Annotated in this window: 18 protein-coding genes and 3 pseudogenes; 3 read left to right on the forward strand and 18 right to left on the reverse strand. The window is 69.1% G+C overall.

All coding sequences use genetic code 11. The annotated features are described in order from the left end of the window. Positions 1-1,338: a multidrug effflux MFS transporter gene (locus ACZZ98_RS02365; RefSeq protein WP_463514778.1), complete on the reverse strand. Its 1,338-nt coding sequence runs from the start codon at positions 1,336-1,338 to the stop codon at positions 1-3. Between the two features lie 175 nt (positions 1,339-1,513). Between ACZZ98_RS02365 and nucS the strand changes: the two genes are divergently transcribed. After that, positions 1,514-2,209 (forward strand): endonuclease NucS, encoded by a 696-nt coding sequence (gene nucS, locus ACZZ98_RS02370; RefSeq protein WP_380085405.1) that lies wholly within the window; start codon positions 1,514-1,516, stop codon positions 2,207-2,209. A gap of 17 nt (positions 2,210-2,226) precedes the next feature. Here the strand turns inward: nucS and ACZZ98_RS02375 are convergent, their stop codons facing one another. The 3 genes from ACZZ98_RS02375 to ACZZ98_RS02385 all read right to left on the reverse strand — a co-directional run bounded on the left by ACZZ98_RS02375 (position 2,227) and on the right by ACZZ98_RS02385 (position 3,900). Further along, positions 2,227-2,829 (reverse strand): hypothetical protein, encoded by a 603-nt coding sequence (locus ACZZ98_RS02375; protein WP_463514779.1) that lies wholly within the window; start codon positions 2,827-2,829, stop codon positions 2,227-2,229. After that, entirely contained in the window at positions 2,826-3,185 is a 360-nt protein-coding gene (locus tag ACZZ98_RS02380) for a PadR family transcriptional regulator (protein ID WP_463514780.1), read from the reverse strand. Before ACZZ98_RS02380 ends, ACZZ98_RS02375 begins: the two co-directional genes overlap by 4 nt. A gap of 91 nt (positions 3,186-3,276) precedes the next feature. Then, the gene (locus ACZZ98_RS02385) at positions 3,277-3,900 is read right to left on the reverse strand and encodes a histidine phosphatase family protein (protein ID WP_463514781.1); all 624 of its coding nucleotides are present in this window, start codon (positions 3,898-3,900) and stop codon (positions 3,277-3,279) included. Between the two features lie 39 nt (positions 3,901-3,939). Between ACZZ98_RS02385 and ACZZ98_RS02390 the strand changes: the two genes are divergently transcribed. Beyond that, positions 3,940-5,262: a GNAT family N-acetyltransferase gene (locus ACZZ98_RS02390; RefSeq protein ID WP_463514782.1), complete on the forward strand. Its 1,323-nt coding sequence runs from the start codon at positions 3,940-3,942 to the stop codon at positions 5,260-5,262. A gap of 261 nt (positions 5,263-5,523) precedes the next feature. Here the strand turns inward: ACZZ98_RS02390 and ACZZ98_RS02395 are convergent. From ACZZ98_RS02395 to ACZZ98_RS02405, 3 genes and pseudogenes are all read right to left on the reverse strand, one after another. Further along, positions 5,524-7,537, reverse strand: a pseudogene (locus ACZZ98_RS02395) (protein meaA). Positions 7,538-7,669: 132 nt separating this feature from the next. Then, entirely contained in the window at positions 7,670-8,707 is a 1,038-nt protein-coding gene (locus ACZZ98_RS02400) for an acyltransferase family protein (protein WP_463514783.1), read from the reverse strand. 55 nt (positions 8,708-8,762) lie between these two features. Next, positions 8,763-9,116 carry an STAS domain-containing protein gene (locus tag ACZZ98_RS02405; RefSeq protein ID WP_463514784.1) on the reverse strand — a complete coding sequence of 118 codons (354 nt, stop codon included), beginning with the start codon at positions 9,114-9,116 and terminating at the stop codon, positions 8,763-8,765. Positions 9,117-9,216: 100 nt separating this feature from the next. Between ACZZ98_RS02405 and ACZZ98_RS02410 the strand changes: the two are divergent. Then, positions 9,217-9,883, forward strand: a pseudogene (locus ACZZ98_RS02410) (cob(I)yrinic acid a,c-diamide adenosyltransferase). Positions 9,884-9,898: 15 nt separating this feature from the next. Here the strand turns inward: ACZZ98_RS02410 and ACZZ98_RS02415 are convergent. From ACZZ98_RS02415 to ACZZ98_RS02465, 11 genes and pseudogenes are all read right to left on the reverse strand, one after another. Further along, complete coding sequence (locus ACZZ98_RS02415; RefSeq protein ID WP_463514785.1) at positions 9,899-10,327, reverse strand: DUF2550 family protein; 429 nt, start codon at positions 10,325-10,327, stop codon at positions 9,899-9,901. Positions 10,328-10,346: 19 nt separating this feature from the next. After that, positions 10,347-10,616, reverse strand: coding sequence for a F0F1 ATP synthase subunit epsilon (locus ACZZ98_RS02420; RefSeq protein ID WP_380085412.1), 270 nt, complete (start codon positions 10,614-10,616; stop codon positions 10,347-10,349). Positions 10,617-10,735: 119 nt separating this feature from the next. Then, positions 10,736-12,202: a F0F1 ATP synthase subunit beta gene (atpD, locus tag ACZZ98_RS02425; protein ID WP_380085413.1), complete on the reverse strand. Its 1,467-nt coding sequence runs from the start codon at positions 12,200-12,202 to the stop codon at positions 10,736-10,738. Between the two features lie 8 nt (positions 12,203-12,210). Further along, positions 12,211-13,113 (reverse strand): F0F1 ATP synthase subunit gamma, encoded by a 903-nt coding sequence (locus tag ACZZ98_RS02430; protein WP_463514786.1) that lies wholly within the window; start codon positions 13,111-13,113, stop codon positions 12,211-12,213. A 176-nt stretch (positions 13,114-13,289) separates the two neighbouring features. Further along, positions 13,290-14,928: pseudogene (gene atpA / locus ACZZ98_RS02435) on the reverse strand (F0F1 ATP synthase subunit alpha). A 134-nt stretch (positions 14,929-15,062) separates the two neighbouring features. Next, positions 15,063-15,872: a F0F1 ATP synthase subunit delta gene (locus ACZZ98_RS02440; RefSeq protein ID WP_463514787.1), complete on the reverse strand. Its 810-nt coding sequence runs from the start codon at positions 15,870-15,872 to the stop codon at positions 15,063-15,065. After that, on the reverse strand, positions 15,872-16,531 hold the full coding sequence (locus ACZZ98_RS02445) for a F0F1 ATP synthase subunit B (protein ID WP_463514788.1): 660 nt from the start codon (positions 16,529-16,531) through the stop codon (positions 15,872-15,874). Before ACZZ98_RS02445 ends, ACZZ98_RS02440 begins: the two co-directional genes overlap by 1 nt. A 61-nt stretch (positions 16,532-16,592) precedes the next feature. Beyond that, positions 16,593-16,799 carry an ATP synthase F0 subunit C gene (locus ACZZ98_RS02450; RefSeq protein ID WP_211254743.1) on the reverse strand — a complete coding sequence of 69 codons (207 nt, stop codon included), beginning with the start codon at positions 16,797-16,799 and terminating at the stop codon, positions 16,593-16,595. 130 nt (positions 16,800-16,929) lie between these two features. Beyond that, on the reverse strand, positions 16,930-17,748 hold the full coding sequence (gene atpB / locus ACZZ98_RS02455; protein ID WP_463514789.1) for a F0F1 ATP synthase subunit A: 819 nt from the start codon (positions 17,746-17,748) through the stop codon (positions 16,930-16,932). 85 nt (positions 17,749-17,833) lie between these two features. Beyond that, positions 17,834-18,118, reverse strand: a complete 285-nt coding sequence (locus ACZZ98_RS02460) for an AtpZ/AtpI family protein (RefSeq protein WP_463514790.1) — start codon at positions 18,116-18,118, stop codon at positions 17,834-17,836. Beyond that, positions 18,115-18,549, reverse strand: a complete 435-nt coding sequence (locus ACZZ98_RS02465; RefSeq protein WP_463514791.1) for a hypothetical protein — start codon at positions 18,547-18,549, stop codon at positions 18,115-18,117. The genes ACZZ98_RS02460 and ACZZ98_RS02465 overlap by 4 nt, the downstream gene beginning before the upstream one ends. Between the last annotated feature and the right edge of the window lie 133 nt (positions 18,550-18,682).

Below are 18,682 nucleotides of genomic sequence, written 5' to 3' on the forward strand. Positions count from 1 at the left end.
TCAGTGCGAGGCGGCGAGGGCCAGGTCCGCAGTGTCAGGGACGCCCGTGGCCTCGTCGGTCTCCGACTCAGAGACCAGCTTCCACGGCTGCACGAGGACCACCAGGACGACGGCACCCAGCCACACGGCTCCGGTCATCACCACGGCCATGCCGACCGCATCGCCCGTGCTGACGAGCCCCGTCAGCGGGGTGATGATGCTCGCCATGCCGAACTGGATGGCGCCGAGCAGCGCGGCGGCCGAGCCGGCGGCCTCACCGTGACGCGACAGTGCGAGCGCCGGCGTGTTGGGAAAGGACAGCCCCACCGCGAACATGACGAACCAGAGCGGCACGAGCACGAGCACCAGCGGTGCGTCGACCAGTGCGGCCACGAGCATGGAGCTCGTCGCGACCATGCCCAGGACCACTCCGCCGGTGAGGATGTGCTGCGGCTCCCACCTGCGGAGCAGGAACGGGTTGACCTGGGTCGCCACGATGAGCCCTGCGGCGTTGATGCCGAAGAGGATGCCGAACTGCTGCTCGTCCACGCCATAGAACTCCTGGAGGACGAAGGACGAGCCGGCGACATAGGCGAAGAGGGCGCTGAACATCAGTCCCGCGAGCAGGACCAGGCCGACGAAGGCACGGTCACGCAACAGACCGGCATACGTGTGCAGGGTGGCGCCGACGCGCGCCGGCCGACGACGGTGCACCGGCAGGGTCTCGTCCATCCCGCGAAGAGCCACCACGAAGAGCACGACCGCGACGAGGGCCAGCGCCCCGAAGATCCCGCGCCACCCCGTGAGCTGCAGCAGGAGGCCGCCGAGCGACGGAGCGAGGATGGGAGCGACGCCGATGACGAGGGTCAGGTGGCTGAGCAGGCCGGCCGCCCGCCGCCCGGTGAAGAGGTCGCGCACTACCGCCATCGCGGTGACCGCGACGGCCGCACCGGAGATGCCCTGGCCGATGCGCACCGCGGTGAGCACCTCGATCGAGGGCGCGAGCCCGGCCAGCACGGACATCACCGCGTGGGCGGCGATGCCGCCGAGCATGACGCGGCGACGCCCGACGGCATCCGAGACCGGACCCAGCACGAGCTGGCCGAGGCCGAGGCCGAGCATGATGCCGGTCAGCGTGAACTGCACCTGCGGCTCGGTGGCGCCGAGGTCGTCCGCGAGCGTCGGCAGGGCGGGCAGGTAGGTGTCGATGGTCAGGGGGCCGAGCGCGACGAGGGCACCCAGGACGAGGACCATGCGCAGGTAGGCGCGCCCGACGGGCGTGGTCGCAGCCGGCGACGCGCCGCCACCGGCGGGCTCGGCGAGGATCTCGGAGGAATGGGGGACGGGGCGGGCGCGCACTGCTGGCTCCTGGCGTGGGTGGTCGATCATGGTCGCGGCGCGCACCGGTGAGCCCGCATCACCAGTGTCCAAGACATCGCCGGGCAGGTGCATTCCCATTTCGTGTGCCGGGTTCGCAGCTCGGGTGGTTCGCGCCCGCACGTCCCCCGCTGGGGGCGCCGACTAGGGTGGCCCGGTGCGAGTGGTGATTGCGAAGTGCAGCGTCGACTACGACGGTCGGCTGACGGCCCACCTCCCCCTCGCCACACGGCTGCTCATGGTCAAGGCCGATGGCTCGGTGCTCATCCACTCCGACGGCGGCTCCTACAAGCCGCTCAACTGGATGTCACCGCCCTGCGCGATGGCCGAGGTCGAGCCGGACGAGAGCGAGGTGGCGGACGGTGTCACGGCGGTATGGGTCGTGCAGCACGCCAAGTCCGAGGACCGCCTGCGGGTGCGGCTCCACGAGGTCCACAGCGACACCAGCCATGACCTGGGGGTCGACCCCGGTCTGGTCAAGGACGGCGTCGAGGCGCACCTCCAGCGGCTCCTCGCCGAGCACATCACTACCCTCGGCGACGGCTACACCCTGACCCGGCGCGAGTTCATGACTCCCATCGGCCCGGTGGACATCCTGTGCAAGGACGCTGCCGGAGCCACCGTGGCCGTCGAGATCAAGCGCCGCGGTGACATCGACGGGGTCGAGCAGCTCACCCGCTACCTCGAGCTCATGAACCGGGACACGCACCTGGCTCCGGTGACCGGAGTCTTCGCCGCACAACAGATCAAGCCGCAGGCACGCACGCTCGCCGAGGACCGCGGCATACGCTGCGTCGTCCTGGACTACGACGACCTCAAGGGCATCGACAACAGCGAGCACCGCCTCTTCTGAGCGTCAGGGGCGCAGCGTCACAGCATGGGCTCCCCGCTCAGCGGGTCGGTGACGCGCTGACGGCGTGCCTCACGAGCACCGAACAGGCCGAGGCCGACGAAGGACGCGACTCCCACCGCGAGGGACAGCCAGGCGGGGCACTCGAAGAGCGCGGCCGTCTGCGCGACGTCGAGGAGGACGGCGACGGTCACCGCCGCGACCACGAGCAAGAACGCGGCCGGGAGCGGGCGCCTGACCCGTCCCAGCAGCACGAGGACTCCGACGGCCGCGCCGACGAGGACCGCGGCGGCGCCGAGGTCGCCGAGCCGGACCGTCACGTCCCTGTCGCCCAGCAGGCCCATGGCCCCTTCGAGGGTGAGCGCGCCGGCCAGGAACCCGAGCACGGCGGCCGGGAGCAGCGGGGCCAGCTCGGCCAGGCTGTCGGCCGGACCACCGGCGAGGCTCTCCGCGTATGCCGCTGGGTCACCAAAGCTGTCCTGCGGCGGCTCCCCGGACTCGGCGCAGTGGGTCTCGACCAGCTTGAGGTGGTCGGCGATGCTCGCCGCAGGGACGTTCCGGAGGCGCAGGGCGACCACGAAGTCGCGGCGCCACCCCGCATCGAGCGTGGTGTTCTGGGTCATGGTGTTCTCCTCGGTTCTGGCACCTGTGGGTCCGAGAGGACGGCGGCGACACGGCCGCTGAACGCCGTCCACCGGGCGACCTCTGCGTCGAGGTGGGCTCGGCCGCTCTCGGTGAGCTCGAAGTACTTGCGCCCCGGCCCACCCTCCCCCGGCTCCCACCGTGAGGAGATGTGGCCGTCCGCCTCGAGCCGGGCGAGCAGCGGGTAGAGCGTGCCCCCCTTGACCGCGCCGAGCCCGGACGCCTCGAGCTCTGTCGCGATGGCATATCCGTAGGTGCGTCCGGGTGCCACCACCTTGAGGACAAGGAGCGCCAGGGCACCGCGAAGCCAGTCGCTGGGCCACGGTGCGCTGCTCACACCATCAAGTTAGGCGACGCGTAGTCAGTCTGGCTATCTAGATCGCCTGCCTGACCAGTTGCGTGTCCGCCCTGGTCCTCCGGGTGCAGTCTCACACGACGGAGCGGTCGGCCCTGCCCGGCCACGAGTGCACCGTGACGTCGTCGGAGTCGATGCTGATCTCGGCCACGGCGCAGTTGGGCAGGAAGCGTTGTGCCGCAAGGTCGTTGCGCACGTTGTGCCCCATGCGTGGCAGGCAGAACGACATGACGCCGCCGTGGGTGAAGACGAGCACCGTCTCGCCACGGTGCTGGTCCGAGATCTCCTCGAGCGCCGCCCGGTAGCGGTCGAGGACGGCCTGCCCGCTCTCGCCTCCCGGGATGAACGTCCCGAGGTGACCGGCCTTCCAGGCCTCGAAGACGCCGTTCAGCTCGGGGTCGTCGTGCTCCCGGCCCGCGAGCGCGCCGACCGAGAACTCCTCGAGGCCGTCGATCGCGGTCGTCCGCACGCCGAGGACCTCTGCGGCGAGAGCTCCCGACTCGACGGCACGCTGCAACCGGCTCGTCCAGACGGCTGCGACGTTGCGCGACCGCAGCGACTCGGCGAGCTCGCGGACCTGGGCCTTGCCCTTGTCCGTGAGCCAGCCCCCGTCGTTCGAGAGCACCTTGGCGTGCGGGTAGTCCGCGTCACCATGACGCGACACGAGCAGGGTTGCGGGACACTGCAGATCACTCACGCCTCCACCCTCCCACGTGGTCAGGACACCCTTGCCGGTATGCCGTCCGCCCCGAATCCGTTCGACAGTGCCGGTCGTGGCTGGTTGGCTGTCGAGGTGACCGACGAGCTGACCTTTGCCACCCTCGACCTCGACGACGAGAGCGCGGCCGGCACCGCGCGGACCAGCGGCTGGCTGGACGCCATCATGCTCGGTTTCCACCAGGGGCGGCCGGACGACGAGTTCCGCGCGAAGTGGCTGACCGCGGCACGCGCCGACGGGGCCGTGCTCCGGGGGGCCTGGGAGCCACCCGCCGCAGGTCTCTCGGGCGACGTGCCCGTGGCCACCTTCGGTCACTTCGTCAAGACGATCAACGCCGGTGCCTCCGTCATCCCCGCGTGGATGATCACCGACGTCACCGTGGCACCGACCCACCGCAGGCGCGGACTGATGCGTCGCCTGATGACCGAGAACCTCGATGCGGCTGTGGCTGCGCGGATGCCGGTCGCCGTGCTCACGGCCTCCGAGGGCGCGATCTACCAGCGGTTCGGCTTCGGCCCGGCGACGCGTGAGGCCCGGGTGTCGGTCGACACGTCGTCACGCTTCGGTCTGCGGGCTCGTCCCGACGACGGCGGGCGCGTCGTCCTCGCCGACCCGTCCGAGGCGTGGCCCTTGCTCGCCACGGCGTTCCAGCGCCACCACGAGAGCACCCGCGGCAGCGTGGGCCGCCCGGGTTACTACGAGACGGGGCTCAAGGGCTACGACTGGGACGAGCAGAGCGCGGACCGCAAGCAGCGCATCGCGGTCCGCCTCGGCCCGGACGGTCGCCCCGACGGCTTCGTCGCCTATGTCGTCAAGGACGGAGACGAGGTCGAGGTCAAGGTGCGCGACATCGTCGCGGCGACCGCTACTGCGCACCTCGCGCTGTGGCAGTTCCTCGCCGACATCGACCTCGCCGACGTTGTGACGGCGCCCGCGCCCGTCGTGGACCTGCTGGCGCACGCGCTGGTGAACCACCGTGTCCGACGGGTCACCGCGACGCGGGACCACCTGTGGGTCCGCGTCCTCGACCTCGTCGCGGCACTGGAGGCTCGACCGTGGTTCGCCGACGACGTCCTCGTCCTCCGGGTCGAGGACTCGCTGGGCCACGCCGACGGCACGGTCCGGATCGAGGCTCGCGACGGGCGAGCGACGATCACCTCGACCTCCGACGAACCCGACGTCACCCTCGACGTCGAGACTCTGGGCACGCTCTACCTCGGCGACGTGTCCGTGGACCCGCTGGCGCATGCCGGCCGGATCAACGGCAGCGACGAGGCGCTGCGCCGGTTCGCCGCCCTCGCCGACGGCAGCCCCGCCCCCCACTGCAACACCCACTTCTGACCCCGCCTCCCACCCCAACTTTCCCGCCTGAAGTGGGTTCCTCTCACCTCGCCTCGTCGGCGCGATCAAGCGAAGTGAGAAGTTCCGGCACCGCACCCACGCGGCCCTCCGCCCACGCCTGCCACTCACCGGCCGGAGCACGACCATCCGGGCGCACTGAGCAGGACAAGCTCTCACCTCGCTTGATCGCGGCGGTCAGGCGAAGTGAGAGAAACTCACTTCCGGCGGGAAAGTTGGGAGGGGTGGGATTGGGGGTGCAGGTCAGGCGGTGGGCGCCTCGGCCGGGAGGCGGGAGTCGCGGACGACGTCGACGAAGCGGCCCATGATCTCGTTGAGCCCGAAGTCCTTCGGCGTGAACACCTCGGCGACTCCGAGCGCCTTGAGCCTGGCCGCGTCGGACTCGGGGATGATCCCGCCGACGATGACCGGGATGTCGCCAGCACCTGCCTCACGCAGTCCCACGAGGATCTCGGGGACGAGCTCCATGTGCGATCCCGACAGGATCGAGATGCCCACGAGGTGGACGTCCTCGGACACGGCAGCGGCCACGATCTGGTCGGGCGTGAGCCGGATGCCCTGATAGATGACCTCGAACCCCGCATCCCGCGCCCGCACGGCAATCTGCTCGGCACCGTTGGAGTGCCCGTCGAGCCCTGGCTTGCCGACGAGCACGCGCAGCGTCTCGCCGAGTTCGTCGCGCAGCTCTGCCACCCGCTGGCGCACGGCGGACAGCTCGAGGCCTGCAGCACCCCCGGTCAGCCCGACCGAGCCGGTGACACCGGTCGGAGCACGGAACTCACCGAACACCTCACGCAGTGCCTGGGCCCACTCCCCCGTCGTCACCTCCGCACGGGCGCACTCGATCGAGGCCTCCATGAGGTTCTCGTCCGTCTGTGCGGCTGCCTTGAGTCGCGCGAGCGAGGCAGCCGCTCGTTCGCGCTTGGCGGGATCCGCATCGCGTGTCTCTCGCCACTTCCGCACAGCGGCCGCCGCGGCCGCCTCGACGCCCGCGTCGACCGTCTGGATGGCCGTGTCGAGATCAGCGGTCAAGGGGTTGGGCTCGGTCGTCTCGAACTTGTTGACGCCGACGATGACGTCCTCGCCTGTCTCGATCCGCTGGCGGCGCAGGGCGTGTGATGCGACGAGCGCCGACTTCATGTAGCCGCTCTCGACGGCGGCCACGGCTCCCCCGAGCTCGGCCACGCGGTCGATCTCGGCCCTGGCTCCAGCGACGAGCTCGGCCACCTTGGCCTCGACCACGCTCGACCCCTCGAAGAGGTCGTCGTACTCCAGCAGGTCGGACTCATAGGCGAGCACCTGCTGCATGCGCAGCGACCACTGCTGGTCCCACGGCCGCGGCAGGCCGAGGGCCTCGTTCCAGGCGGGCAGCTGCACGGCGCGGGCACGGGCACCCTTGGACAGCGTGACGGCGAGCATCTCGAGAACGATGCGCTGAACGTTGTTCTCGGGCTGGGCCTCGGTGAGGCCCAGCGAGTTGACCTGGACCCCGTAGCGGAAGCGGCGCTGCTTGGCGTCGGTCACGCCGTAGCGCTCACGGGTCAGCTGCGTCCCAGAGCTCGACGAAGGCGCGCATCTTGCACATCTCCTCGACGAACCGCACGCCCGCGTTGACGAAGAACGAGATGCGGGCGACGACCTCACCGAAGCGCTCCGGTGGGACCTGACCGGCGTCGCGGACCGCGTCCAGCACCGCGATCGCCGTCGACATCGCGTAGGCGATCTCCTGCACGGGCGTGGCGCCGGCCTCCTGCAGGTGATAGCTGCAGATGTTGATCGGGTTCCACCTGGGGATGTCGGAAACGGTGTAGGCGACCATGTCGGTGATGAGCCGCAGCGACGGCGCGGGCGCGAAGACGTAGGTCCCGCGCGACAGGTACTCCTTGATGATGTCGTTCTGCGTCGTGCCGCCGAGTGCCCTGACGACCGCGGCCGCGTCCTCTCCCGCCGCCGCGGCCTGCTCCTCGGCCGCCACCTGGTACATCGCGAGCAGCCACATCGCCGTTGCGTTGATCGTCATCGACGTGTTCATCTGGGCGAGCGGGATCTGGTCGAAGAGGGCGCGCATGTCGCCGATGTGCGAGATGGGGACGCCGACCTTGCCGACCTCGCCGCGCGCGAGCACGTGGTCCGGGTCGTAGCCCGTCTGGGTCGGGAGGTCGAAGGCGACCGACAGCCCGGTCTGCCCCTTCTCGAGGTTGCGGCGATAGAGCGCGTTCGAGGCAGCGGCACTCGAGTGGCCGGCATACGTGCGCATGACCCACGGTCGGTCACGATCGGGGCGCGCGGGGGAAGCAGCGGGCACCGCGTCGGCAGAGGGGTGTTCGGGCATGCCGCAACGCTACGCGCGGCCCAAGAGCCGAGACAGGGTCTCAGGTCGTGAGAGTGCTCACGCCGCCGCAGCCGCTCGAGGGCGGCGGGACGGTGACAGCCGCTCGATGAGCCACTCGATCGGGCCGCGCCCGACGAACCGTGCCCACCCCCAGGCCACGACCAGCGCCACCACGAGCAGCAACCCGAAGGGCAGCCAGCCACCCTCGGGGAAGCCCGGGATCAGGGGCACGAGCAGGACCACGTGGAAGACGTACAGCGACAACGCCACCTGGCCGACGAGCGCCAGCGGGCGCAGCACGGCATACACCGATGGTCGTCGTTCCCCCGCGAGGTCGGTCGCCATGACGAGCCCGTATGCCGCGAGGGCCAGTCCGTTCTCCTGCACCTGGTCGGGGTGGTCACCGGAGAAGACGACCGGGTGCCCCAACAGCTCTGCGGCGAAGCTCGCCCAGAGCAGGGCCAGCCCGCCCATGACGCACCACCACGACGCGCGCTCGTCACTCAGGCCTCGCCGGGCCAGGACGACGCCCACGAGGAAGAGCGGGAGGAGGGTGAGCACGCGGTAGTGCGTGTTGGTCACGAGCCACTGCACGAGGGGGTTGGCCGCCCAGCCCGCGGTGGTCGCCGCGCCGCCGGCGACCCCGCCGGCTGCGCGCGTCACCGCCTCGATCACCCAGGGCCCGCCCACGAACAGGACCGCCGCGATCCCCACCAGCCATCGCGAACCCAGGACGAGCAGGGGCGTCCCGACGATGAGCAGGAGTCCCAGGACGTGCAGGATCACGGCCACCCAGTGGTCCAGCTGCTCGAGCCCGACCCCCAGCAGGATCAACGCCACTCCCTTGACCACCGCGCGCACGATGCCCCGAGAAGCGGCTCCGCGCCCGAAACTCAACCCTGCGGCCACCCCCATCACGAGGACGAAGAGCGGGGATGCCAGGTCGTTGACCTGTTGCAGCACGAAGGCGCCGGACTCGGACACGCGACCGCTGACGAACGGGACCCCGTGGGCGATGACCATGGCCACCACGGCGAGGCCGCGCGCGGCATCCAGGCCGAGGACACGCCGTGGGGCAGACGGGGTGTCCTGCACCGGCTCTCCCACACGATCTGTCACGCGGTTCGACACACGGACAGGATGGCAGAGGTCAGCCGACCGCGGTGGTGAGGTCCGCCGGACCGGTGCCGATGAGGTGGTTCAGCCGGGCCCGGCGCAGCAGGCGACGCGTGCGGTCGTCGGCCTCGACGATGCAGAAGGCCCGCGAACCCCGACGCGCTCGACGCAGGCACTCGACGATGAGGCCGAAGCCGGTCGCGTCGCCGATCTCGCACTCGGCGAGATCCACGAGGAGGTCGTCGTGGCCGTCGTCGACGATGCGATGGAGCACCATCCGCAGGTCGGGCACGGTGTGGAAGTCGAGGCGTCCGCGCAGCGAGACATGGTGTCCAGACGGGTCGCGACGCTCGCTGAGGGTCACGATCGTGTGTCCACGCTGATCCACGGTCGCCTTCTTCATCCGAACCCCATTGAACGCGACCCCCGCCACGGGCCGGGCATGCGCCGGGTAAAGACTCGGCAAAGGCTTCTGGCAGGCTCGGCCCATGGTCAACCTCACCCGCATCTACACCCGCACCGGCGACGACGGCACGACCGGGCTCGGGGACTTCAGCCGCACGCGCAAGACCGACCCGCGGCTCGCGGCCTACGCCGACGTCAACGAGGCCAACGCCGTCATCGGGGTCGTGCTCGCCACGGGCGAGCTGACCGAGGACGTGCGAGCCATCCTCACCCGCGTGCAGAACGACCTGTTCGACGTCGGCGCCGACCTCTGCACTCCCCTGCTCGAGAACCCGGAGTACCCGCCGCTGCGGGTCCGGTCGGAGTGGATCGACGAGCTCGAAGCGGACTGCGACACCCAGAACGCCAAGCTCGACAAGCTTCCGGTCGTTCATCCTCCCCGGCGGCACCGTCGGTGCGGCGCACCTGCACCAGGCGACGACCGTGGTCCGGCGGGCCGAGCGCTCGACCTGGGCGGCCCTCGAGGCCCACGGCACGGAGGTCGGCACCGCCAAGGGTGAGGGCGGCGTGAACCCGACGACCGCGGCATACCTCAACCGCTTGTCGGACCTCCTCTTCATCCTCGCCCGCGTCGCCAACCTCGGTGCCGGCGGCGACGTCCTGTGGCAGCCCGGTGGCGGTCGGGCGGAGGCACCGGCCAAAGGTGCGCCGACCCCGCAGGGGGACGACGCGACGACCGACGACGACTGAGTCCGGCCCGTTCGCTCAGGCGACGTTGACGTTGAACCCGGGGGGCGAGCTCTCCAGCCAGGCGCGCAGGGACGTGTATGCCGCCGGGCTGAGTGCGAGCTCGTAGTCGTCCGACCGCGACCGTCCGGTCACGCACACGGCGTCCGACGGAAGGCCCGGGACCGACTCGGCGAGCCGATGAGGTGCTCCCAGGTCGAGGTCGTGACGGACCCAGGAGTGCCCGGGACGCAAGGAGGGACCGACGACCGAGAACCAGTCGAGTCGATCCCCCGCGATGCGCGCCAGGCCCAGACGCCAACGGCGCTCACCCGTGCTGACCGCACAGAGCATGAGCGGCTTGCCACCGGAGATGTAGCGACGCCGGAGCAGGACGTAGGCGACGCCCGCCACGAGCAGGGCGACCGTCACCGCGAGCACCAGCTCGACGGCGACGATCGGCGTCATGGCGCGACCTGCCCCTGCGTCAGTTCGTCAGACCCGAGGCGTCGACGGCCTCGGCGAGGATGGTCACGCGATCGTGGTCGACGGACAGGAAGCCACCGTCGATCGTGGCGGTGCGCACACCGCCCTCGCCGTGGATCTTGATCTCGCCCTCGACAAGGACGCCGAGGATGGGGGTGTGGCCGGGCATGATGCCCAGCTCGCCCTCGATGGAGCGGGCGCTCACCTGGCTCGCCTCGCCCTCCCAGACCTTGCGGTCCGCGGCGACGAGTTCAACCTGCAGCTGGCTCACGTGTTCCTCCGGGAAGTGGTGTGGAAGTGAAGTCTACCGGCGCTGCCTGAGAGCTCCGGCGCCGTACGGCGCAGGGCCGACACCGCTCGCGGCATCGGCCCTGCGACCAACGGAACGACTCAGAGGTTCTTCTGGATCTCTGCGGCCTGGCGCTCGACGTCGTCGAGGCCACCACACATGAAGAAGGCCTGCTCGGGGAAGTGGTCGAAGTCGCCGTCGGCGATCTTCGTGAACGCCTCGATCGTGTCGACGAGCGGCACCGTCGAGCCCTCGATGCCGGTGAACTGCTTGGCGACGTAGGTGTTCTGGCCGAGGAAGCGCTGGATGCGACGGGCCCGGTTGACGAGGATCTTGTCCTCCTCGGAGAGCTCGTCGATGCCGAGGATCGCGATGATGTCCTGCAGCTCCTTGTTGCGCTGGAGGATCGACCGGATGCGCACCGCGGTGTCGTAGTGGTCATCCGCGATGTAGCGACGGTCCAGGATCCGCGAGGTCGACGTGAGCGGGTCCACGGCCGGGTAGATACCCAGCGAGGCGATCTCACGGGACAGCTCGGTCGTCGCGTCGAGGTGCGCGAACGTCGTGGCCGGGGCCGGGTCGGTGTAGTCGTCGGCGGGCACGTAGATCGCCTGCATCGAGGTGATCGAGTTGCCTCGGGTCGAGGTGATGCGCTCCTGGAGGACGCCCATCTCGTCGGCGAGGGTCGGCTGGTAGCCCACGGCTGACGGCATACGACCGAGAAGGGTCGACACCTCGGAACCGGCCTGGGTGAAGCGGAAGATGTTGTCGATGAAGAGCAGCACGTCCTGGTTCTGCACGTCACGGAAGTACTCGGCCATCGTGAGCGCAGACAGGGCCACCCGCAAACGCGTGCCCGGCGGCTCGTCCATCTGGCCGAAGACGAGGGCGGTCTGTCCGAGGACGCCGGCCTCCTCCATCTCGACCATGAGGTCGTTGCCCTCACGGGTGCGCTCGCCGACACCGGCGAACACCGAGACACCACCGTGGTTGCGCGCGACTCGGGCGATCATCTCCTGAATGAGGACGGTCTTGCCGACACCGGCGCCACCGAACAGGCCGATCTTGCCACCCTGCACGTAGGGGGTCATCAGGTCGATGATCTTGATGCCGGTCTCGAACATCTCGGTCTTGGACTCGAGCTGGTCGAAGGCCGGAGCCTTGCGGTGGATGCCCCAGCGCTCCTTGACCTCGAAGGTCTCGCCCTCGGCGAGGTTCATGACCTCACCGGTGGTGTTGAAGACCTTGCCGAGGGTCTGGTCGCCGACGGGAACCGTGATGGGACCGCCCGTGTCCTGCACCTGGGTGCCCCGGACGAGGCCGTCGGTCGGCTGCAGCGAGATGGCGCGAACCATGTTGTCGCCGATGTGCTGGGCGACCTCGAGGTTGAGGTTCTTCGTCTCACCCGAGAGCTCGACCGTGGTGGTGAGCAGGTTGTACTGCTCGGGCATGGCGTCGGCCGGGAACTCGATGTCGACGACCGGGCCGATGATGCGCGAGACACGGCCGATGCCGCCGGGCGCAGAGTCGCTGGAGTGGTTGTCAGTGCCTGTGACAGTGGCAGTCATGTTCTCTCTCACTTGCTCTCGGCCAGGGCGCTGGCGCCACCGACGATTTCGCTGATCTCTTGGGTGATCTCGGCCTGACGGGCTTGGTTGGCCAGTCGGGTGTACTTCTTGACGAGCTCCTCGGCGTTGTCCGTCGCGGACTTCATCGCGCGCTGTCGCGCGGCCAGCTCGGACGCGGCGGCCTGGAGCATGCAGTTGAACAGGCGCGACGTGACGTACTTGGGCAGCAGCGCGTCGAGCACCTCCTCGACGCTCGGCTCGAACTCGTAGAGCGGGAACAGCTCGCCCTCTGCGGGCGCCTCGGTCCCTTCGACGATCTCGAGCGGGAGGAGGCGGATGACCTCGGGCTCCTGGGTCACCATCGACACGAACCGTGAGTAGACGATGTGGACCTCGTCGACGCCACCCTCGGACTCGGTGTCCAGGAGGAAGTCCCCGACGAGCCGCTCACCGATCTCGCGGGCGGTCTCGAAGGTGGGCTTCTCGGAGTTGCCGGTCCACTCGGCCGCGGACTCGCGCCCACGGAACTTGTAGTAGCCGACGGCCTTGCGACCGAGGAGGTAGGGGATGGCTTCCTTGCCCTCTTCACGCAGTCGCGCGATGAGGCGCTCGGACTCCTTGAGCACGGACGAGCTGTAGGCGCCGGCCAGCCCGCGGTCCGAGGTGATGATGACGACCGCAGCGCGGGTCACCTTCTCCTTCTCGGTCGTGAGGATGTGGTCCTCGTTGGAGAAGGTCGCGACGGCCGAGACGGCCCGCGTGATCGCTCGCGCGTACGGGGTCGACTCACGCACGGCCTGCTGGGCCTTGACGACGCGAGCCGCGGCCATGAGCTCCATGGCCCGCGTGATCTTCTTCGTCGCGCTGACGGACCGGATGCGCTGCCGGTAAACCCGGATCTGCGCTCCCATAGTTTGCCGCCCTTCCTGGTCTGAAGTCTGTGGTGGTGCTGTGTCTGAGGTGGTGCTGTGCCTGGTGGAACCGAGCCGGTATGCCGTGTGCCCGAGGTGAGCGGGTCACTCGAGCTCTGCCCTGGCTTCCGGTGCCGGGTGGTCACGGAGGTGACCACCCGGCATACCGGGAAGCGTCAGCGCTTCTGCTTGACGATCTTCTCCTGCTCGGAGTCGAGGGCGTCGTCGCCGCTCTCGGACTCGTCGCCGATCGGGAGGTTCTCCTTGTTGGAGGGCTCGAAGCCCTTCTTGAAGGAGTCGATCTCGGCCTTGAGCGCCTCTTCGGTCGAGCTCTCGAACTTGCCCGTCTCACGGATCGCGTCGAGCAGGTCCTTCTTGCTGCGGCGGAGGTGACCGAGGAACTCGGACTCGAAGCGGCGGATGTCCTCGACCGCGACGGAGTCGAGCTGACCGGTGGTGCCGGCCCACACGGAGACGACCTGCTCCTCGACCGGGAACGGCGCCGACTGCGCCTGCTTGAGCAGCTCGACGAGTCGTGCGCCCTTGGCCAGCTGGGCCTTGGAGGCAGGGTCGAGGTCGGAGGCGAACATCGCGAAGGCCTCGAGGGCACGGAACTGGGCGAGGTCGAGCTTGAGACGACCGGAGACGCCCTTCATGGCCTTGGTCTGCGCGGCGCCACCGACTCGCGACACCGAGACACCCACGTCGACCGCGGGGCGGACGTTGGAGTTGAAGAGGTCGGCCTGGAGGTAGATCTGGCCGTCTGTGATGGAGATGACGTTGGTCGGGATGTAGGCCGAAACGTCACCCGCCTTGGTCTCGATGATCGGCAGACCGGTCATCGAGCCCGCACCGAGCTCGTCGCTGAGCTTCGCGCAACGCTCGAGCAGGCGGGAGTGCAGGTAGAAGACGTCACCCGGGTAGGCCTCGCGACCCGGCGGGCGACGCAGCAGCAGCGACACCGCGCGGTAGGCCTCGGCCTGCTTGGACAGGTCGTCGAAGACGATGAGGACGTGCTTGCCCTGGTACATCCAGTGCTGGCCGATGGCCGAGCCGGTGTAGGGGGCGAGGTACTTGAAGCCGGCGCTGTCGGAGGCGGGCGCCGCGACGATGGTGGTGTACTCCATCGCGCCGGCATCCTCGAGGGTGCCGCGGACCGACGCGATGGTCGAGCCCTTCTGGCCGATCCCGACATAGATGCAACGGACCTGCTTGTTGGGGTCGCCCGTCTCCCAGAACTCCTTCTGGTTGATGATCGTGTCGACGGCGACGGTGGTCTTGCCGGTCTGACGGTCACCGATGATGAGCTGGCGCTGGCCACGGCCGATCGGCGTCATGGCGTCGACGGCCTTGAGGCCGGTCTGCAGCGGCTCGTGGACCGACTTGCGCTGGACGACGTTGGGCGCCTGGAAGCTCGAGCGCGCGGCGCTCGTCACTCTGTATGTCGCCGAGACCGTCGATCGGGTTGCCGAGCGGGTCGACGACGCGACCGAGGAAGCTGTCTCCCACGGGAACGGAGAGGACCTCTCCGGTGCGCTTGACCTCCTGGCCCTCCTCGATCTTGGAGAAGTCACCGAGGATGACGACACCGATCTGGTGGACGTCGAGGTTGAGCGCGAGGCCCAGCGTGCCGTCCTCGAACTCGAGGAGCTCGTTGGTCATGGCCGAGGGCAGGCCCTCGACGTGGGCGATGCCGTCACCGGCGTCAGTGACGCGGCCGACCTCTTCACGCGAAGCCGCGCCGGGCTCGTAGGACTGGACGTAGGTGTCCAGTGCGTCCCGGATCTCCTCCGGACGGATCGAGAGCTCCGTCATGTGATCTCTTCTCCCTTTGGTGTAACAGCTGCCGGCTCCGATTGAGCCGAAGTGTGTGGGGTGTGGTGCTTCTTCAGATGTGGTCGAGGCGGAAGGCTCGGTATGCCGTCCGGTCCCTGCAAGGTTCCTCGGGGTCAGCCAGCGAGGTCGTGTCGCACCTTTTCGAGGCGCCGCAGGACGGTCCCGTCGACGACCTCGTCGCCGATCTGGACCCGGATCCCACCGACGACGCCACGGTCGAGCACCGTCTGCAGGGTGACCTTCTTGCCGTAGATGTCACGCAGCGCCGAAGCGAGGCGCGACTGCTGCTGCTCGTCGAGCGGGATGGCGACCGAGACGACGGCAGCGAGCTCGTCGCGACGGGTCGCGGCGAGCCTGAGGTAGGTCTCGAGCACTCGGTCGAGCCTGCGACCACGTGAGACGAGGACCGCCTGCTCAGCGAGCCGAACGGTCTCCTGCGTCGCCTTGCCCTCGAGCAGGCCGCGCACGATGCCGGCCTTGCCCGTGGCGTCGGTGTTGCGGCTCGAGAGCGTGTCGCGAAGCGCGGTGTTGCCGGCGACGATGCGCTCGAAGCGGAAGAGCTCCTCCTCGACGGTGTCGATGCGACCCTCCTTCTCGGCGTGGGCGAGCAACGCACGAACGGCGAGTGCCTCGAAGGTGTCGCTGAGGTCGCCCTCGTTGGCCCAACGCTGCGCGACGACCTCGCCCGTCAGGGACGTGGCCGTCTCGCTCACCTTGCCACCGAAGATCCGGTCGGCCAGGCCACGCTTGGCCTCACCGTCCCGCGCCGGGTCCGCGAAGGCGCGTCGCAGTGCGGCGTCGCCCTCGATCGTTCCCGCGATCGAGAAGAGCTCCTCGGCGAGAGCGGCCCGGTCGACGCCGTCGAGAGCCAGGTCGAGGGCCTTCTCGGCCGCCAGCCCGGCACCACGCGACGAGCCACGCATCAGGCGTCCCGCCCTGCCGTGCCGCCGTTGCCGAGGTCGAGCTGACCCTGGCCGGACTCCTCGGTCGGGGCCGCAACCGATGCTGCGGACACCTTCTCGGGGCGGACGGCGCCGCTCTCGAGCTCGGCGAGGAAGCGGTCGATCATGCCCTTCTGGCGCACCTCGTCCTCGAGCGACTCACCGACGATGCGGCTGGCGAGAGTCGTCGAGAGCGTGCCGACCTCGGAGCGCAGCGAGACCACGGCCTGCTGGCGCTCGGCCTCGATCTGTCGCTTGGCCGACTCGGTGATCCGGCTCGCCTCCGCCTGCGCCTTCTCGCGCAGCTCGGTGACGATGGAGGCACCCTCGGCCCGCGCCTCCTCACGGATGGCGTTGGCCTCGGTGCGGGCCTCGTGCAGCTGGGCTTCGTACTGCTGGAGGGCGGCCTGGGCCTGGGCCTGGGCCTCCTCGGCCTGCTCCATGCCGCCTTCGATGGCAGCACGACGCTCCTCGTAGGCCTTCTCCAGGTTGGGGACGACCTTGGTCGACACCACCCAGTAGAGGACCCCGATCATCACGAGACCGAAGATCAGCTCGGGGATGTGCGGGATGAGGGGCATCTTGGCGCCCTCGGCGGTCGCCAGAGAGACAACCGTCGACGGTGTGGCGGTGAACTGCACGGGTACTCCTAGTGCTTCGAACCAGTTCGGGGATGAGTCGTGGCCCTGAGGGCCGCTGGCATCAGATGAAGAAGAGCACCAGGCCGAAGATCGCAAGTGCCTCGGCGAGCGCGAAGCCAAGGATGGCGATCGGCTGGAGGAGGTTGCGGGCCTCGGGCTGACGGGCGACGCCGTTGATGTAGGCAGCGAAGATCAGGCCGACGGCGATGGCCGGGCCGATGGTCGCAAGGCCGTAACCGACGAGCGAGAGGTTGCCTTCCACGATGATTCCTCTTTCGTGTTTCTGGGGGTTCCACCTCGGCCGAGTGCCGGGGCGGAAGAATTTTTCGATGGTGTCGAGCTATGGAGTTGTGGGTCGTGCGATCAGGAAGCCGTGACTTCGCAAGTGCCCGAGGGCCTCAGTGGTCGTCGGCGAGCGCCCCGGCGATGTAGCTGGCCGCGAGCAGGGTGAAGACATAGGCCTGCAGGAACTGGACCAGCGCCTCGAAGACGAACATGGCAGCCGCCATGATGAACGTCGGGACCGAGAGCAGCTTGAAGGCGATGCCCTGGGTGAGGAAGTAGGCGCCCGCGCTCACGAAGAGCACGATGAGCATGTGCCCGGCGAACATGTTGCCGAAGAGTCGCAGCGCCAGCGTGAGTGGGCGGGTGATGAAGTAGGTGATGAACTCGAGCACGAAGATCGCGGGCTTGATCCAGCCCGGCAGGCCCGGCGGCACCAGGTGCTGGAAGTAGCCACCGAGGCCCATCTTCTTGATGCCGATCCAGTGGTAGACCACGTAGACGACGAGGGTCAGCGCGATCGGGAAGCCGATGCGGCCGAAGGTCGGGTTCATGACCGGGGGAAGGATGCCGAACCAGTTGTTGATGAGGATCAGCGAGAAGAGGCTGAAGAGCAGCGGCACGAACTTGAGGAAGTGCTTGGTGCCGATCATGTCGCGGGCGATGCCGTTGCGCGCGAGGTTGTAGAAGCCCTCCATGTAGAACTGGCCCTTGGAGGGGACGATCGCCGCCTTCTTGGACAGCGCGACCATGACCACGCTGAGGAGGAGGACGGAGACGCCGCCCCAGACCATCTGCTCCGTGATGGCCCAGTCACCGCTCGTGCCGAAGGTGGGGAGCCAGAAGATGTCGGGGGTGGGGGTCTCGAACCCGTCACCGCCCTCGGCGGTGGGGACGGCGGTCGTGGTCCCTGCAGCCAGCGCAGTCAGGATCACAGGTGGTTCTCCTCGTTCATGGTGGTGGCGGCACCCTGCAATCGCGGCTCGAGCGCGCGTCGCTTGCGGCCGATGGTCAGGGGCGTCACGACGTACCGTACCGGAGCCAGATGACGTACAACGACAGAGCCATCCCGGCCAGGATCCCGATCACGAGGATGAAGCCCGTGCCTAGGAGCTGGTCGAGTCCCCAGCCGATCCCGCCGAACACGGCGGGGCCGGTGAGCAGGTAGGCGATGACGGTGGCACCCAGCGCATCAGCACGCGCGGTGGCGCTGGGCAGCTCGGGGTCGTCGTGCCAGGTCGAGAAGGGCTCGTGCCCCTCGACGCCCTTGGGGATCTTGCGGTCGGGGGTGCGCTCGTCGGTCATGACCTTGCTCCACGGTCCAGCGAGCCCGGGTGGATCTCGTGGCGCGCTCGCGCGTATCCGACGATCTGCCCGACCTGCATGACGATCGTCTGGGCCACCGCCGACAGCGCGAAGGAGCGGCCATCCAGCCAGTCCACGCGGGTCAGGACCGCCACGATCGCCATGATGACGACGAGCTGGCCGAGGTAGACGACGCCGGCGCCGGCCATGGACGTGGCGGCCGGGCCCATCACGACCGCAGTGATGCCGAGGAGCCCGACGACGAGGACGACGAAGACGGTCGCGGCGCCCGCGAGGGCGGAGAGCGCACCGCGCTCACCGGCATACGCCCAGAAGGCACCTGCGAGCACCGGAAGGGCGATCATCCCTGGAACGAGAGCACCCCGCAGCATCATCCGGACCGGGGTCCGTGGCGCGGGGTGTGCAGTCACTGGGCGTCTCTCCCTCGAGGTGCTTCGGGTGCTTGTGAAAACTATCACAAGCGCCCGGTAGGGGCCAACTGGCCCACTCCGACGGGCGTCCCCGAGGGGGGCGAGCGCGGCGAATACACTTCCCGCCATGAGA

This window comes from Knoellia sp. AC549, from assembly GCF_979258975.1.

What these genes read in the sequence shown, in the direction of transcription:
- ACZZ98_RS02375 (WP_463514779.1), bottom strand. Translation starts at nt 2,829, where the DNA reads ATGACCCAGAACACCACGCTCGATGCGGGGTGGCGCCGCGACTTCGTG.
- ACZZ98_RS02390 (WP_463514782.1), top strand. Translation starts at nt 3,940, where the DNA reads ATGCCGTCCGCCCCGAATCCGTTCGACAGTGCCGGTCGTGGCTGGTTG.
- ACZZ98_RS02415 (WP_463514785.1), bottom strand. Translation starts at nt 10,327, where the DNA reads ATGACGCCGATCGTCGCCGTCGAGCTGGTGCTCGCGGTGACGGTCGCC.
- atpD (WP_380085413.1), bottom strand. Translation starts at nt 12,202, where the DNA reads ATGACTGCCACTGTCACAGGCACTGACAACCACTCCAGCGACTCTGCG.
- ACZZ98_RS02430 (WP_463514786.1), bottom strand. Translation starts at nt 13,113, where the DNA reads ATGGGAGCGCAGATCCGGGTTTACCGGCAGCGCATCCGGTCCGTCAGC.
- ACZZ98_RS02440 (WP_463514787.1), bottom strand. Translation starts at nt 15,872, where the DNA reads ATGCGTGGCTCGTCGCGTGGTGCCGGGCTGGCGGCCGAGAAGGCCCTC.
- ACZZ98_RS02460 (WP_463514790.1), bottom strand. Translation starts at nt 18,118, where the DNA reads ATGACCGACGAGCGCACCCCCGACCGCAAGATCCCCAAGGGCGTCGAG.